Source organism: Mycobacterium shunyiense (assembly GCF_058270035.1).
Map to the genome: position 1 here is coordinate 81,728 of NZ_JBZDPT010000009.1, position 15,723 is coordinate 97,450.

Annotated in this window: 17 protein-coding genes; 11 read left to right on the forward strand and 6 right to left on the reverse strand. The window is 67.8% G+C overall.

Translation table 11 applies throughout. The features are described from left to right. The first annotated feature begins 15 nt into the window (after positions 1-15). The 5 genes from bioA to AC4ELS_RS08180 are packed head-to-tail and all read left to right on the forward strand — an operon-like array spanning position 16 to position 5,334. A complete protein-coding gene (bioA, locus tag AC4ELS_RS08160; protein WP_499046692.1) occupies positions 16-1,359 on the forward strand; it encodes an adenosylmethionine--8-amino-7-oxononanoate transaminase in 1,344 nt (447 codons plus the stop codon). Positions 1,360-1,369: 10 nt separating this feature from the next. Next, positions 1,370-2,545, forward strand: a complete 1,176-nt coding sequence (bioF, locus tag AC4ELS_RS08165; RefSeq protein WP_499046693.1) for an 8-amino-7-oxononanoate synthase — start codon at positions 1,370-1,372, stop codon at positions 2,543-2,545. Next, a complete protein-coding gene (gene bioD, locus AC4ELS_RS08170) occupies positions 2,542-3,219 on the forward strand; it encodes a dethiobiotin synthase (protein WP_064883463.1) in 678 nt (225 codons plus the stop codon). Before bioF ends, bioD begins: the two co-directional genes overlap by 4 nt. 1 nt (position 3,220) lies before the next feature. Next, positions 3,221-3,739, forward strand: a complete 519-nt coding sequence (locus AC4ELS_RS08175; RefSeq protein ID WP_499046695.1) for a 2'-5' RNA ligase family protein — start codon at positions 3,221-3,223, stop codon at positions 3,737-3,739. A gap of 56 nt (positions 3,740-3,795) precedes the next feature. Continuing rightward, positions 3,796-5,334, forward strand: a complete 1,539-nt coding sequence (locus AC4ELS_RS08180; RefSeq protein ID WP_499046697.1) for an HNH endonuclease signature motif containing protein — start codon at positions 3,796-3,798, stop codon at positions 5,332-5,334. Between the two features lie 23 nt (positions 5,335-5,357). On the opposite strand, the gene AC4ELS_RS08185 is transcribed toward AC4ELS_RS08180, so the two are convergent. Continuing rightward, a complete protein-coding gene (locus AC4ELS_RS08185; protein ID WP_064887203.1) occupies positions 5,358-5,975 on the reverse strand; it encodes a TetR family transcriptional regulator in 618 nt (205 codons plus the stop codon). A 71-nt stretch (positions 5,976-6,046) separates the two neighbouring features. On the opposite strand from AC4ELS_RS08185, the gene bioB reads away from it, so the two are divergent. From bioB to AC4ELS_RS08200, 3 genes are read left to right on the forward strand one after another with little or no spacing between them, the layout of a single operon-like run. Further along, the gene (bioB, locus tag AC4ELS_RS08190; RefSeq protein ID WP_055113863.1) at positions 6,047-7,054 is read left to right on the forward strand and encodes a biotin synthase BioB; all 1,008 of its coding nucleotides are present in this window, start codon (positions 6,047-6,049) and stop codon (positions 7,052-7,054) included. A gap of 11 nt (positions 7,055-7,065) precedes the next feature. Next, positions 7,066-7,305 carry a biotin synthase auxiliary protein BsaP gene (gene bsaP / locus AC4ELS_RS08195; RefSeq protein WP_064887255.1) on the forward strand — a complete coding sequence of 80 codons (240 nt, stop codon included), beginning with the start codon at positions 7,066-7,068 and terminating at the stop codon, positions 7,303-7,305. Further along, a complete protein-coding gene (locus AC4ELS_RS08200) occupies positions 7,302-8,009 on the forward strand; it encodes a DUF2567 domain-containing protein (RefSeq protein ID WP_498883250.1) in 708 nt (235 codons plus the stop codon). Before bsaP ends, AC4ELS_RS08200 begins: the two co-directional genes overlap by 4 nt. Here the strand turns inward: AC4ELS_RS08200 and AC4ELS_RS08205 are convergent. The 4 genes from AC4ELS_RS08205 to AC4ELS_RS08220 are packed head-to-tail and all read right to left on the reverse strand — an operon-like array spanning position 7,990 to position 11,360. After that, positions 7,990-8,400: a VOC family protein gene (locus AC4ELS_RS08205; RefSeq protein ID WP_498883251.1), complete on the reverse strand. Its 411-nt coding sequence runs from the start codon at positions 8,398-8,400 to the stop codon at positions 7,990-7,992. The two genes, AC4ELS_RS08200 and AC4ELS_RS08205, sit on opposite strands and share 20 nt — an antisense overlap. A 48-nt stretch (positions 8,401-8,448) precedes the next feature. Further along, on the reverse strand, positions 8,449-9,264 hold the full coding sequence (locus tag AC4ELS_RS08210; protein WP_498883252.1) for a DUF6597 domain-containing transcriptional factor: 816 nt from the start codon (positions 9,262-9,264) through the stop codon (positions 8,449-8,451). 29 nt (positions 9,265-9,293) lie between these two features. Beyond that, positions 9,294-10,625, reverse strand: coding sequence for a lipase family protein (locus AC4ELS_RS08215; RefSeq protein ID WP_498883253.1), 1,332 nt, complete (start codon positions 10,623-10,625; stop codon positions 9,294-9,296). Between the two features lie 42 nt (positions 10,626-10,667). Beyond that, the gene (locus tag AC4ELS_RS08220) at positions 10,668-11,360 is read right to left on the reverse strand and encodes an NUDIX hydrolase (protein ID WP_064887207.1); all 693 of its coding nucleotides are present in this window, start codon (positions 11,358-11,360) and stop codon (positions 10,668-10,670) included. Here AC4ELS_RS08220 and nadA point away from each other — a divergent pair. The 3 genes from nadA to nadC are packed head-to-tail and all read left to right on the forward strand — an operon-like array spanning position 11,359 to position 14,905. Next, complete coding sequence (gene nadA / locus AC4ELS_RS08225; RefSeq protein ID WP_498883254.1) at positions 11,359-12,450, forward strand: quinolinate synthase NadA; 1,092 nt, start codon at positions 11,359-11,361, stop codon at positions 12,448-12,450. The two genes, AC4ELS_RS08220 and nadA, sit on opposite strands and share 2 nt — an antisense overlap. Continuing rightward, positions 12,447-14,048 (forward strand): L-aspartate oxidase, encoded by a 1,602-nt coding sequence (locus AC4ELS_RS08230; protein WP_498883255.1) that lies wholly within the window; start codon positions 12,447-12,449, stop codon positions 14,046-14,048. The genes nadA and AC4ELS_RS08230 overlap by 4 nt, the downstream gene beginning before the upstream one ends. Continuing rightward, positions 14,048-14,905, forward strand: a complete 858-nt coding sequence (gene nadC / locus AC4ELS_RS08235; RefSeq protein ID WP_498883256.1) for a carboxylating nicotinate-nucleotide diphosphorylase — start codon at positions 14,048-14,050, stop codon at positions 14,903-14,905. Before AC4ELS_RS08230 ends, nadC begins: the two co-directional genes overlap by 1 nt. Here nadC and AC4ELS_RS08240 read toward each other — a convergent pair. Then, entirely contained in the window at positions 14,902-15,714 is an 813-nt protein-coding gene (locus AC4ELS_RS08240; protein WP_499046699.1) for a helix-turn-helix domain-containing protein, read from the reverse strand. The two genes, nadC and AC4ELS_RS08240, sit on opposite strands and share 4 nt — an antisense overlap. Positions 15,715-15,723: the final 9 nt, after the last annotated feature.

A 15,723-nucleotide genomic window follows, 5' to 3' on the forward strand; every position in this document is an offset into this window, starting at 1 on the left:
CCGCTCACATTTCGGATGCGTGCGTCACACCCTGTGAGCAAAGGGCTAGGCTGCCCGACTGTGGCCGAGCTGACCCCGGCGCAGATCAGCGCCATCGACGCAGCCCACATCTGGCACCCCTACAGCGCCATGGGCGCGGACACGCTACCGCCGGTGGTGGCGGTCGGGGCCAAGGGCGCGTGGCTGACTGTGATCGACCCTACCGACGGCGCACCGATCGAGGTTCTCGATGCGATGGCGTCGTGGTGGACTGCCGTGCACGGACACGGGCATCCGGTGCTGGACCGTGCCATCAACAACCAACTCGCCACGATGAACCACGTCATGTTCGGCGGTCTGACCCACGAGCCGGCCGCCCGGCTGGCCCAGCTGCTGGTCGACCTCACCCCCGAACCCCTGGAGACCGTGTTCTTCAGCGACTCGGGGTCGGTGTCGGTCGAGGTGGCAGTCAAGATGGCGCTGCAGTATTGGCGCAGCGTCGGCCGAGGGTCGAAACATCGTCTGATGACCTGGCGCGGCGGCTATCACGGCGACACCTTCACCCCGATGAGCGTGTGTGATCCCGACGGTGGCATGCATTCCCTGTGGTCCGACGTTCTGGTGCCCCAAGTTTTCGCGCCGCCCGTGCCCAGCGACTACGAGCCGTCCTATAGCGAGGCGTTCGAGCGGCAACTGGCCGAGCACGCCGATGAGCTCGCCGCCGTCATCGTCGAACCCGTTGTGCAGGGTGCCGGGGGAATGCGGTTTCACGACCCGCGGTACCTCGCGGACTTGCGGGCGATCTGCGATCGCCACCATGTACTGCTCATCTTCGACGAGATCGCCACCGGGTTCGGTCGCACCGGAAAGCTGTTCGCCGCCGAGCACGCCGGGGTGAGCCCGGACATCATGTGTGTCGGCAAGGCGATGACCGGCGGCTACATCACACTGGCGGCCACGCTGTGTACCCGTGAGATCGCACGGACGATCAGTGCGGGGGAGCCCGGCGCGCTGATGCACGGGCCGACGTTCATGGCCAACGCGCTGGCCTGTGCAGTCGGTGTCGCCGCGGTGGAACTGCTGGTCGCCAGTGACTGGCCGGCCCGGGTGGCCGAGATCGAGGCGGGCCTGCGACTGGGACTGGAGCCGGCCCGCGCGCTGCCCGGCGTCGCCGATGTGCGGGTGCTGGGCGCCATCGGCGTGATCGAGATGCGCGAGCCGGTCGACATGAGGGTGGCGACGCTGGCGGCGTTGCGGCACGGGGTCTGGCTGCGCCCGTTCGGCAAGCTGGTCTATGCCATGCCGCCGTTCATCTGCACGCCTGCAGAGGTGGAACAGATCACCGCTGGCATGGTCGGCGTCGCTCGTGCACTAACCTGAACGGTGTTCAATGGTCGTCGGCCCGAGGGAGCACCACGTGACGCGCACGGATCTTTCACCGCTGGCCTGGCTCACCGACGTCGAGCAGCAGCGCAGGCAGGCCGGGCTTCGTCGCGAGCTGCGCACCCGTCCCGCTGTGGCGACCGAATTGGACCTTGCCTCCAACGACTATCTGGGGCTGTCGCAACACCCTGAGGTCCTCGACGGCGGTATCGAGGCGCTGCGCACCTGGGGTGCCGGCGCCGGCGGATCGCGGCTGGTCACCGGAAACACCGAGTTGCACGAAGAGTTCGAGACCGCGCTGGCGACGTTCGTCGGCGCCGAGTCGGCATTGGTCTTCTCGTCGGGTTACACCGCCAACCTGGGTGCCGTCGTCGCGTTGAGTGGCCTCGGCTCACTGCTCGTCTCCGACGCCCTGACGCATGCCTCGCTGGTCGACGCCTGCCGGTTGTCCCGTGCGCGGGTGACCGTCACGCCGCACCTCGACGTCGACGCCGTAGATGCCGCACTCTCGTCGCGGACCGAGGACCGCGCGGTGGTGTTGACCGAATCGGTGTTCAGCACCGACGGCGTGCTGGCGCCGCTGCGTGAACTGCACGCGGTCTGCCGCCGACACGGCGCGTTGTTGCTCGTCGACGAGGCACACGGGCTCGGCGTGCGCGGTGCGGGCGGACAGGGCCTGTTGTACGAGTCCGGCCTCGCGGGAGCGCCGGACGTGGTGATGACGACGACACTGTCGAAGGCGCTCGGCAGCCAGGGGGGCGTGGTGCTCGGCCCCGAGCCGATCCGCGCCCACCTGATCGACGCGGCCCGTCCGTTCATCTTCGATACGGGGTTGGCACCGGCGGCAGTCGGTGCGGCGTCGGCCGCGCTGCGGGTGCTGATCGCCGAACCCCAGCGAGCGCAAGCGGTTCTGGACCATGCCGCCGAGCTGGCCCGCATCTCCGGGGATACCGCGGTGCCCGATTCCGCCGTCGTCTCGGTGATCCTCGGTGAGCCCGAGGTCGCGGTGGCTGCTGCTGCCGCCTGTTTGGACCGCGGCGTACGGGTGGGCTGCTTCCGGCCACCGACGGTTCCCGAGGGCACCTCACGTCTGCGCTTGACGGCCCGGGCCTCGCTGACCGCCGACGAGATGGATCTGGCCCGTCAGGTGTTGACCGAGGTTCTGTCGGAGGCCCGGTTGTGAGCACGCTCGTCGTCACCGGGACCGACACCGGCGTCGGCAAGACCGTGACGACCGCGGCGCTGGCCTGCGCGGCCCGGCTTGCCGGGCTCGATGTCGCGGTATCCAAGCCGGTGCAGACCGGAACCGTGGACGGTGACAACGACCTCGGTGAGGTGAACCGGTTGTCCGGGGTCGGCAATCTGCACGGCGGATGGCGCTACCCGGAACCGCTGGCGCCCGTGGCGGCCGCGCAACGCGCCGGCCTTCCGTTGCCGACGCGTACCGAGTTGGCGGATGCGGTACGCGCTGCCGAGGTTCCCGACGGGCTGACCCTCGTCGAAGGTGCCGGCGGTCTGCTGGTCGAGCTGGGGGCTGACGGCGTCACGCTGCGTGATCTGGCCGTCGACCTCTCCGCCGCCGTCCTCGTGGTGGTCTCCCCGGGGCTGGGAACGCTCAACCACACCGCATTGACATTGGAAGCTCTTGCCGGGCAAGGAATTACCTGCGCCGGTCTGGTGATCGGGGCGTGGCCGGACCACCCCGGGGTCGCCGAGTCCGGCAACCGGGACGCGCTGGCACGGTTGGCGCCGGTGCGTGCCGTACTGCCCGCAGGGGCGGGCCGGGCGAGCGCCGAGGAGTTCGAGAAGATCTGCGCCGACGCCTTCGATCTGAACTGGCTGACCGGCCTGGCTTGAGATGGTCCATTCCGTCGAGCTGGTATTCGACCCGGACACCGAAACCGCGGTCCGGCAAATCTGGGATGCACTGCGCGAGGCCGACATTCCCAGCCAGGCGCCCGCCGGCAGGCCGCACGCGACGCTGACCGTCGCCCAACACATCGACGTTCAGGCCGACGCCGTGCTCACCGAACTCGTCGACCGGTTCCCGCTGCCGTGCCGGCTGGGCGCGACGCTGATCTTCGGGCGCTCGGCCGGAGTATTGGCACGGCTGCTGGTCCCGACGGATGAGCTGCTCGAGGTCCAGGCCGAGGTGTATCGACTGTGTCTGCCGTTCATGGACCCGGCTCCGATGCCGCACACCGAACCGGGGAATTGGACCCCGCACGTCACGCTGGCCCGGCGGATCGCTCCGGGCCGGCTGACCACCGCTGTGCGGATCGCCGGGCGACCCGCCGAGATCGTCGGTCAGGTGACCGGGCTACGTCATTGGGACGGCGACAAGCGCCTGGATCACCCGATCGGGAACTGCCCCTAGGTCTGTCCGGCCCGAATTCGCCCGCAGCGTCGGTGGGTGGTGGCATAATCGAACACATGTTCGACTCACTGTCTGATGTGGAGTTGATCGACAAGGTCAGTGCTGCTACGCGGGCCGAGTCGGTGGCGATCGCCGGACGGTTGGCCGCGATCGGGGCGTTGGACAGCCTGCGTGAACAGGAACTGGCCGACAGCATTTTGTGGCGCACCGATCCGTTCGAAGAGGTTTCGGCGGAGGTGTCGGTGGCGATGCGGATCAGCCGGGGCCGCGGCGGCACCCAGGTACATCACGCTCGGGTCTTGCGCGACAAACTGCCCCAGGTGGCAGCCCGCTTCGCCGTCGGCGATATCGACTATCGGGTGGTGCGGATGATCATCGCCCGCACCGAGACCACGGACCGCGCGGTGTGGGCCGGGCTGGACGCCGAGTTGGCTGCGCGGGCGCCTCAGTGGATGCGGTTCTCCGAGCGGCAGTTGCGGGATCGGATTGATCAGTGGATCGCGAAGCTCGATCCGAACGGGGTCCGGGTGCCGCCGGATCTGGCGCAAGACCGGTTTGTGCAGGTCGATCCGGGCAGCCCCGGTCAGGCCACCATCGTCGCCAATGTGGATGCCGCCGACGGGGCGGCGTTCGATCAACGCCTGGATGCGCTGGCGGACACGGTGTGTGAGCATGATCCGCGCAACCGGGAGCGGCGCCGTGCCGATGCGATCGGGCCGTTGGCGCGGCGGGAGGCCCACTTGACCTGCCGGTGTGGTCGGGATGATTGCCCGGCCGCCCAAAAGCGTGCGGCGGCGGATGCGGCGGTGGTGCACGTGCTGGCCGAGCAATCCACTCTCGATGGCACCTCGCAGAATCCGGGGTATCTGCCTGGGTATGGCATCCTGCCTGCCGAATCCGTTCGCGACCTGGCGGCCACGGCCAAGATCAAGCCGGTGCGGATGCCTGCAGCGCCTAAGACTCCGGCCGAACAAGGCACGGTGTCTGACACGGTTGAGTCGACCGAATCGAGCGGTTCGCCTGAGGCGCCGATCGAACCCAGCGAGTCCGCCGCCCCCGAGGGGGCTGAGCCGGGGTATCGCCCGTCGGTGGCACTGTCGGAGTTCATCCGCTGGCGCGATCTGACGTGTCGGTTCCCCGGTTGTGACGCCCCGATCGGCCGGTGCGACATCGACCACACCGTGCCCTATCCGGCGGGCCCGACGCATCCATCGAACACCAAGCTGTACTGCCGGGCCCATCATTTGGTGAAGACGTTTTGCCCCGGCTGGTCGGATCGTCAATTACCTGACGGCACAGTCGAAATCACCACACCGACCGGCCACACGCATGTCACCGAACCACACGGCGCGGGTATGTTCCCCACCCTGGGTCAACCCACCGGGAACCTCAACTTGTCCGAACCCGGAGCCCCCAACGAGAATCCGCACCGGAGCGCGATGATGCCCAAACGCTCACACACCCGCGAACAAGACAGCCAAGACCGCATCGCCGAAGAACGACGCCTACGCGCCGAACTCAACAACGACCTCGACGTCGAACGCCAATACCAAGCCTGGCTCGCCGAAGAATATGGACCACCACCGCCATTTTGAGGTGGCATTCTGAGCTGGCCGGGTCAATTCTCGCTACGCTGCCGGCCACCGCGGCCGGAGCTGAGTGTGCTGGCGCCCCGTACTGCCACACCGTCTACGAGCAACTGCAGGCCGAAGGCGAACTGCCGGGAGGTGTCACGGGTGAGCACCGACTGCTCGTCGGCCAGGGCGCCCGCGGCGTCCCACTGCAGACGGGACTGTTCGTCGGCGGTGAAGCCGAGTACGAAGTACAGGAAGGTGCGAGCAGCCAACTCGTCGTCCGGCGGTGCCACACCGGCACGCTGGGCGGCGTCGGCGAGTTGGGCCACGATCTCGATGGCCAGCTTTGACTGCCCAGCCGCGAAGCTCGATGACACCAGTTCGGCGCCGTCGGTGTGCGACAGCAGTGCGTCGCGCAGCGCCACACAGATCTCGTGGATCCGGCCCGGCCAGGACGGCGTCGTGGAATCCGTGCGAGCAGGCTGCAGGATGCGGTCGGCGACCGCGCCGAGCAGCTCCTGTTTGTTGGCGAAATGCCAGTACAACGCGCCCGGGCTGACATTGAGCTCGCGCGCCAGGCGGCGCATCGTCAGGTCGGCGATGCCGTAGTTGTCGAGGATGGCCGTCGCCGCATCCACCACGTCGGGTTTGTGGAGTTGCACACCGTTACCCTAGCCTGAACGGTGTTCAATTGTCGGCACCGCCGACCCCATGATCCACAGGAGGACTTTCGGTGACGCAGGCAGCCGTAGATGTACTGGGCGTAGCTCGCGAGCAGGTTCTGGAGCGTGGCGTCGGCCTCGACAAGGACCAGACGCTGCAGGTGCTGCAGCTGCCCGATGACCAGCTCGAAGAGCTGCTGGCCCTGGCCCACGAGGTCCGGATGAAGTGGTGTGGCCCCGAGGTCGAGGTCGAAGGCATCATCAGCCTCAAGACGGGCGGCTGCCCGGAGGACTGCCACTTCTGCTCGCAGTCTGGTCTGTTCGCCTCTCCGGTGCGTAGCGCCTGGCTCGACATCCCGAGTCTGGTCGAGGCGGCAAAGCAGACCGCCAAGACCGGCGCCACCGAGTTCTGCATCGTGGCCGCGGTGCGTGGCCCCGACGAGCGCCTGCTGGCCCAGGTCGCCGCGGGCATCGAGGCGATCCGCAACGAGGTCGACATTCAGATCGCCTGCTCGCTGGGCATGCTGACCCAAGAGCAGGTGGACCGCCTCAAGGACATGGGCGTGCACCGCTACAACCACAACCTGGAGACCGCGCAGTCGTTCTTCCCCAATGTCGTCACCACGCACTCGTGGGAGGAGCGCTGGGGCACGCTGGAAATGGTGCGTGAAGCCGGCATGGAGGTCTGCTGCGGCGGCATCCTGGGCATGGGCGAGACGCTGGAGCAGCGCGCTGAGTTCGCCGCCAACCTGGCCGAGCTGGACCCGCACGAGGTGCCGCTGAACTTCCTCAACCCGCGCCCGGGCACACCGTTCGGCGATCTCGAGGTGCTGCCTGCCTCTGAGGCCCTCAAGGCGGTGGCCGCGTTCCGGCTGGCGCTGCCGCGCACCATGCTGCGCTTCGCCGGTGGCCGCGAGATCACCCTTGGTGACCTCGGCGCCAAGCAGGGCATCCTCGGCGGCATCAACGCTGTCATCGTCGGCAATTACCTGACCACGCTGGGCCGCCCGGCCGAGTCGGACCTTGAATTGCTCGACGATCTGCAGATGCCGATCAAGGCGCTGAACGCCAGCCTGTAGAACTGGTGGTGATGGTTCAAGACTTGCCCGCGCCCGTCGGCGCCGGCCTATACAACGTCTACACCGGGGTCCAGGCGGACGCGGCGGACGGAAGCGTCGTGCCCACCGCCGCACAACTCGGCCTGGAACCGCCACGGTTCTGTGCCGAATGCGGCCGCCGGATGATCGTCCAGGTGCGGCCCACCGGGTGGTGGGCCAAGTGTTCGCGGCATGGGCAGGTGGATTCGATGGACCTGGATACGCGGCGATGAGCCTCTCGGGCGAAGAGCAGAAGGTCCCGATGAGCCTCTCGGGCGAAGAGCAGGTTGCCCAGGCCGGTCCGGCTCCGGCCAATCTCGTTGGCGCGCCCCGCGTTCCGCGTGAGCGGGCGGTGTTGACCGTCATCGGGGCTCTCGCGGTGGCCGGAGCGCTGCTCGGCGCGCTGTGGGCGTGGTTGACGCCGGGGGTTCACGGAGTGATCGCGTTGACTCGTAGCGGCGAGCGCGTGCACGCGTATCTGGGCAGTGAATCCGATCATTTCTTCACGTCGGCATTCATGTTCGTCGGCATGCTCGTTGTCCTGGCGGTCGTGGCTGCAGTGGCGCTGTGGCAGTGGGCCCCGCATCGCGGGCCCGTTATGGTCGCCGCGTTGGCCATGGGCTCTGCGTTGGCCACCGGGGTGGCCGCCGGTGTCGGTGCGGCACTGGCTCACGTGCGGTTCGGCTCGTTGGACATCGCCGGAGCCTCGGTGACCACGGAACATCGGGTGCATTACGTGCTGGAAGCGCCGTCGGTCTTCTTCGGACACACACCGCTGCAGATCGCCGGCACGATCCTGTTCCCTGCCGCCGCAGCGGCAATGGTCTACGCGCTGATCGCGGTGTCGACCGTGCGTGACGATCTCGGTGCCTGGCCTCCTGTGGAGACCCCGACGTATCCGGTGATCCCGCCGGTGGTCACTCCACCCGGGGCTTGACGGCTGCGGGTTCGAAGAGCTCGATGGGGTTGCCGTCGGGGTCGTCGATTTGGACCTGCCGTCCCCCCGGCCCCGTCTCCACCTGGTTGCGGAACGTGACGGCGGCCCCGCGTAACTCAGTGACGGCAGCGTCGAGGTCATCGACCTCGAGCACGATCCGGTTGAAGCCTCCGGGGATCTGCGGCGCGCCGTCGGGCAGTGGACGTGCACCGGAGCTGCCCGGCCCGCTCAAGAACACGGTGAGATTGCCGCTGACCACGGACGCGAACGCGGGTCCTCCGCGGAGGGCGACATCGAATCCCAGCTGGCCCGTGTAGAACGCGATCGCGCGCTCGACGTCGGTGACCTGGTAGCGGATCGCGCCGGCTCGGTAGGTGATATGTCCAGACATGACCGCAGTCTGCCGATCTTCGCACCGGATGTATTGAACAAAATTGACCTATGGCTCGAGTGCGATGTGGTCATCCTTCGCGACGTAGCTGCTTCGGCGCAGCTGCTGGGCGGGCGTCATCCCGGAGAACTCTTGGAACTCCCGGATCATGTGCGACTGGTCGGCGTAACCGTGCTCGATGGCGAAGGTGGGCCAATGCGGTGGTGAGAGTGCCGACGAAACAGCGTCATGTGCGTGCCGAAACCGTTGAACGCGGGCGAACCGTTTGGGTGGCATTCCGACCTGGGCCGTGAACAACTGGATCAGCCTGCGGTGACTGAAGCCGATTGCGCGGGCGAGTTTTTCGATCGTTGGTTGGCGGTCGAGGCTGAGCGCGTCCACCACGAATGCCACTTCCGGGGTCAGTCCGCGGCACCCGTGCAGTCGGGCGAGCAAGGTACGTTCGACGATCGCCAACCGCTGTGTGATCGACTGCGTCTCACAGATCTCGGAGCGCAGGTCGGCCGTCGCGCCGTTCCACACCGTGTCGAGGTTGATGTGGGAACCCACTAGTTCGTGCGCTGATATTCCGAGGACTGCACGGACACCGCCCGGTTTGAAGTGCACGCCCACCATGGCGGTGTGTTCACGGGCGTCGATGTCGAACGGCCGGGTGTAGGGGCCGGCGACCACGGCACCCGAAAGGCGCTGTGTACCTAGGCTGTTCGCTATGGCGATGGTGTCGACACCGAGGTTGATGACAAGCTCGGTGGTGCCGGTGGGAAGGATGCGTTCCGCCGGGTAGGTGGGTCCGTCCGCAATGCACCACAGGTGGTCGACGCTGTCGCGCAGGGCCACCGTCGGGGGCTGACGGATATAACGCATCTACCCCTATTGTGCCAGCTCGCGACAGCTCAGAGCGGGCGCTTCCGTACCGTTCGGCCCAAAGCCACTTTGGTGGCGATTCCGGCCAGTCGCGCCATGCCCATGTAGGTGATCGGGTTGAGCAGCGTCGGCCATTTCGAACGCACCAGGTTGGCGGTCAGCGGGCGCTCGGCGAACCGATCGCCCAGCCAGCGCAACGCCATCGGGGCCGAGAACGGGTGCAACAGCAGGTGTTCGCTGAACATGTCGCGGTGGTAGGTCACGTCGGCGCCGCCGGCCAGGTAGGTATCGGCGAGTTCGTCGATGTCGTCGACCGAGATGATCTCGTCGTGCACCGCCTGCACGATCAGAACCGGCGGGACCGGTACGGCCACACCGAGTTTGGTGTCCTTGAACACCTCGGTGACCTCGGGCCCGTCGATGATCTGTTCCAGTGGCAGGTCGACCAGATCGGCCATGTCGGTGCGGAACATCCGCACGACGGCCTCCACCGTGGTCATCCGGTGCAGCCGGTCGAGGATCTTGCGTCCCTCGGTGGTGGCGTGCTCGGCGATCACTCGGTTGAGGTTGGGGTAGATGTCGGCGAGGGCGGCCACCACGAGGGCCGGCAGCCCGGAGAACACGGTGCCGTTGAGCCGGCGGAAGGTGTTTCCGAGGTTGCCGACGGGGGAGCCCAGGACGGCACCGACGATATTGAGCTCCGGTGCATAGCTGCCGGCCATCTCGGCTGCCCAGGCGCTGGCCAGGCCGCCGCCGGAATATCCCCACAGGCCGATACGGGCCGTCGGAGACAACGACAGGTGCTCGGAGTTGAGTGCCGCCCGCAAGCCGTCGAGCACCCGGTAACCGGGTTCGTAGGGCGCGCCCCACATGCCGTTGATGCCCTCGTGATCGGGCACCGATACCGCCCAGCCTTCGGCCAGCGCGGCCGAGATCAGCAGGAATTCCAGCTGGGCCAGGGAGCCGGTGGCCTTGGCATGGTGGCGCAGGGCGTAGGAGGGGAAGCATCGGGCTGAAATCGCGTCGATCGCGCACTGGTACGACACGATCGGGCAGTCCGGTGCGGCGTCGGCCGGGACGATGACGGTGGTGGCAGCGGCTTCAGGGATGCCGTTGCGGTCGGTGGAGCGGAACAACAGCTGCGTGGCCTGCAGACGCTGCGGGATCAGGCCCAGAAACGCCAGCTCGACGTCACGGCTGCGCAGCACGGTGCCCGGTTCGGCGTGCTGGAAACCCGCAGGCGGTACATAGAACGCGTCGTGGTGGGGCAGGACGGGCCGGGAGGCCTGGTCGAGCTCCTCGTGAGGTGCCCGACCGATCCATTCGGCTGCCGAGACGCTGGCTGCACTGCCCAAGTCCATCCCGGCATTCTTACTTAAGAAGGGTCTAAGAAGCCAGTCGACTCACCCGGGCGGGCGTAGAGCAGCGAATTCGTCGGTGACGCGGTACCGCGACTCGGTGAACCGGAACAAGGCCGCGGGCCGGCCGCCGCTGCGGCCCGATCGTGCGGTGGTCCCGGTGCGGGTGATGACCTTGCGACGTTCCAGCACCCGCTGCAGGTTTGTGGCGTCGACTTGGTAGTCGAGCGCGGCGTTGTAGATGTCGCGCAACGTGGATAGTGCGAATTCCTTTGGCGCCAAGGCGAATCCGATGTTGGTGTACGACAACTTGGCCACCAGTCGGTTGCGGGCGTGTTCGACCATCGGCGCGTGATCGAAGGCCATCGGGGGCAGGTCGCTGACCGGATGCCACCGGGTGTCCGGCGGTAGGGTCGGGGTCGAGGGGGAGGGCACCAGGCCAAGGAATGTCGATGCGATGGTCCGCGTGCCGGGAACTCGACGCGGGTCGGAAAACACCGCCAACTGCTCCAGATGGGCGAGTTCTCGCAGGTCAACCTTCTCGGCGAGCTGTCGCCGGACCGAGCTGATCAGGTCCTCGTCGTCATCCAGTCGGCCGCCCGGCAGGGACCATTTGCCCCGCTCGGGATCCAGTGCCCGCTGCCACAGCAGCACGTTGAGTGCGGGTTGCCGGGTGTCGAGGCCGCGAACCTGGAACACGACGGCGAGCACTTCGTGCGCGGTGTTACCATGTGGCATGTTTTCGATTATAAGTCGAAAACCTGACGCAGTGGAGGAGGTCGGCGTGACCGCTCTCGATGACACCCTCGCGGGGGGCTTGGCAGATCAGATCGTCGATGGTCCCGGTGGCTATTCCGGCGTTGACGGCGACGAGAAATGGGCTGCTGAGATTCGCCGTTTGGTCGATCAGCGCGGCGCGACGCTGCTGGCGCACAACTACCAGCTGCCGGCCATCCAGGATGTCGCCGACCATGTGGGTGATTCCCTGGCGCTCTCACGCATCGCCGCCGAGGCCCCCGAGGACACCATCGTGTTCTGCGGCGTGCACTTCATGGCCGAGACGGCCAAAATCCTCAGCCCCGACAAGACGGTGCTGATCCCGGACCAGCGCGCCGGTTGCTCGCTGGCCGACTCGATCACCGCCGACGAGCTGCAGGCCTGGAAGGACGAGCACCCCGGCGCGGTCGTCGTGTCCTACGTCAACACCACCGCCGCGGTGAAGGCACTGACAGATATCTGCTGCACGTCGTCGAATGCCGTCGAGGTGGTGACCTCGATCCCCGAGGATCGCGAGGTGCTGTTCTGCCCGGACCAGTTCCTGGGTGCACACGTGCGCCGCGTCACCGGCCGCAAGAACCTGCACGTCTGGGCCGGCGAATGCCACGTGCACGCCGGGATCAACGGCGACGAGCTGGCCGACCAGGCCCGGTCGCACCCCGACGCCGAACTGTTTGTGCACCCCGAATGTGGTTGCGCCACCTCGGCGCTCTACCTGGCCGGTGAGGGTGCGGTTCCCGAGGAGCGGGTGAAGATACTGTCCACGGGCGGAATGCTCGACGCGGCCCGGGAAACCCGGGCCCGGCAGGTGCTCGTCGCCACCGAGGTCGGAATGCTGCACCAGTTGCGCAGGGCTGCACCGGAAGTCGACTTCCTGGCCGTCAACGACCGCGCGTCGTGCACCTACATGAAGATGATCACGCCGGCCGCACTGCTGCGCTGCCTGATCGAAGGTGCCGACGAGGTGCATGTCGATCCCGAGACCGCTCGGCTGGGACGGGCCAGCGTGCAGCGCATGATCGCGATTGGTCAGCCCGGCGGCGGCGAATGACCCCGACGGGCAGCGCCCGGGGATCGAGCCGCTTCGCCTGCGGCAGTTCGACGCTGTGGCAGCAGCGCGCTGACGTTGTCGTGGTCGGCACCGGAGTCGCCGGTCTGGTGGCGGCTTTGGCGGCGCACCGCCGGGGCCGTCGAGTGGTGGTGCTGAGCAAGGCTCGCGAGACCGCGACGTTCCATGCCCAGGGCGGGATCGCCGTCGTGTTGCCGGATTCCGACGACTCCGTCGAGGCGCACGTTGCCGATACGGTCGCCGCGGGGGGTGGCCTGTGCGACCCGGATGCCGTGCGCTCCATCGTTGCGGCCGGCTACGGCGCCGTGGCCGATTTGGTGACCGACGGTGCCCAGTTCGACGAGGCAGCTCCCGGGCGCTGGGCGCTGACCCGCGAGGGCGGCCACACCCGACGCCGGATCATTCATGCCGGGGGTGACGCCACCGGGGCCGAGGTGCAGCGCGCCCTGGATTCGGCGGCGGCCGAACTCGACATCCGCCGGGACCACGTGGCGTGCGAGATCCTGCGTGACGACAGTGGCGTGACCGGAGTGCTGGTCCGCAACGAGGACGGCCTGGGTCTCATCCATGCGCCATCGGTCATCCTGGCGACCGGCGGCCTCGGCCACGTGTACGCGGCAACTACCAATCCGAGTGGCTCGACGGGTGACGGTATCGCCTTGGCGTTGTGGGCCGGAGTTGCGGTCCGCGACATCGAGTTCGTCCAATTCCACCCGACCATGCTGTACGTGGAGAACGGCGGCGGACGGCGTCCGCTCATCACTGAAGCGCTACGCGGTGAAGGCGCCATACTCATTGATTCGCAAGGTCACTCGGTGACTGACGGGGTGCACCCGATGGGGGACCTGGCCCCGCGCGATGTGGTCGCGGCGGCCATCAACGCCCGGCTCAGCGCCACGGGTGACCCGTGCGTGTATCTGGATGCCAGGGGTATCGCCCGGTTCTCCGACCGGTTTCCCACCGTGGCGGCGGCCTGTGCGGCGGCCGGGATCGACCCCACCTGCCAACCGATTCCGGTGGTTCCCGGCGCCCACTACAGCTGCGGCGGTGTAGTGACCGACGTGCAGGGACGTACCGAACTGCCCGGGCTGTTCGCCGCGGGCGAGGTCGCCCGCACCGGGATGCACGGGGCCAACCGGTTGGCGTCCAACAGCTTGCTGGAGGGACTCGTCGTCGGTGGCCGGGCCGGCAGGTTGGCCGCCGAGCACGCGAGCGCGGCCGGTTCGGTGCGCGCCCAGGCGCCGCAGGATCGCCGTCAAGACTCCGTTGACCGAGATGTCCTGCAGCACGCCATGTCTGAGCATGCTTCAGTGGTCCGTGACGCCGAGGGCCTGCAACGACTCGACGCCGTTCTGGCCGATGCGCGCTCGGTGCAGCCCGCGGACCGCCACAGCTTCGAGGATGCGGCCCTCACCGCGACCGCACGCGCAATCGCCGTCGCGGCCCTGGCCCGCACCGAAAGCCGTGGCTGCCACCATCGCGCCGATCACCCCGATACCGACCCCGCTCAGGAGCATTCCGTGACAATTCGCGCCGCAGCCGGCCGCCCCGTCCTCGATACCGCAACGGCGGTGTGCTGATGGCACTTTCGGATACTGAGCTGGCCGAGGCCCGGGCCACGATCACCCGTGCGCTCGAGGAGGACCTGCGCTTCGGCCCGGACATCACGACTCTCGCCACCGTGGGCGCCGATGCCATGACCACCGCCTCGGTGGTGAATCGGGAGCCGGGCGTGGCCGCCGGCGTCGACATTGCGCTGCTGGTGCTCGACGAGGTCCTCGGCGCCGACGGCTACCGCGTGATCGACCGCGTCGAGGACGGTGCCCGGCTGGACGCCCGTTCTTCGATCCTGACGGTCGAGGCGCCGACCCGCGGGCTGCTCACGGCCGAACGCACCATGCTGAACCTGATGTGCCACCTGTCGGGGATCGCCACGGCGACCGCCGCCTGGGTCGACGCAGTGGCCGGCACCAACGCCAAGATCCGCGACACCCGCAAGACACTGCCGGGCCTGCGTGCGCTGCAGAAGTACGCGGTGCGCGTCGGTGGCGGCGTCAACCACCGGATGGGGCTGGGCGACGCGGCACTGATCAAGGACAATCATGTCGCCGCGGCCGGGTCGGTGCTGGCCGCACTCAAGGCCGTCCGGGCCGAGGCTCCGGATCTGCCGTGTGAGGTCGAGGTGGATTCCCTCGAACAGCTCGATGACGTGCTCGCCGCCGACGTGGGATTGGTGTTGCTGGACAACTTCCCGGTTTGGCAGACCCAGATCGCCGTGCAGCGCCGCGACACTCGGTCGCCCAAGACGCTGCTGGAATCCTCGGGTGGTCTGTCCCTTGACAGCGCTGCCGAATACGCCGGTACCGGGGTCGACTACCTGGCGATCGGTGCCCTCACTCATTCGGTGCGGGTGCTCGATCTCGGGCTCGATACCTAACCCGCGCAGCGTAATTCGCGTCGAACCGCGGTCGGCGTCAACCCGGTGTGCGCACGCAGTGTGCGGCAGAAGTGGGCCTGGTCGGCGAAACCCAGTGTGGCCGCGACGTCGGCGATCGTGGATTTGCCGCGGTGCAGATGGTCGAGAGCCCGGCCGACCCGCACCCGGTTGCGGTACCGCGTCACCGACACCCCGAGTTCGTTGCTGAACGATCGGCTCAGCCGGTATGGCGAGACCCCGAGCGCAGTTGCGAGCGGGAACAACCCGACCGCGGCGTCATCCGCCTGCCTGATCGCGTCACGGGCTTGCGAGACCAACCGATCCGATGGCCGAGCAGGTGGATCGGACGCCGGTATCGGACGTCGTGCGGCCGCACGCAACGCAGACCCGACCAGCCGCACCAGGCCCTCCGCCAGTTGGTAATCGGGATCGGCGCGACTGCCGGCCAGAAGCCGTCGGTGCGCAAGTTCGAGACGGGCATCCACGTAGACGGAGGACGGCCCGATCCGATTCCGCTCGCCGGCGAGTTGCCACCAGCGGTCTGCGCTGAGCTGTAGTGACGTACACGCATCGCCGCCGTGTGGGTGGGCGAAATGCTCGTGTTCTCCGGGTTCGCCGAGGTAGCCCATGGTGGCATCGTGGTCCACTGGCTCGCCGGACCCGCGGCGGCGAAAACACCCCGAACGCACCAGCACGAATCGCCCGTCGACCGGACATTCGGCCTCTGACCAGTCCGGGTGCTCGCCGGAGCAACTCCAGGTGGCGATGCTGAATTCCGGCCGCGCGATCAGTGCCTGGGCGGTCAGCATGTGCGCCAC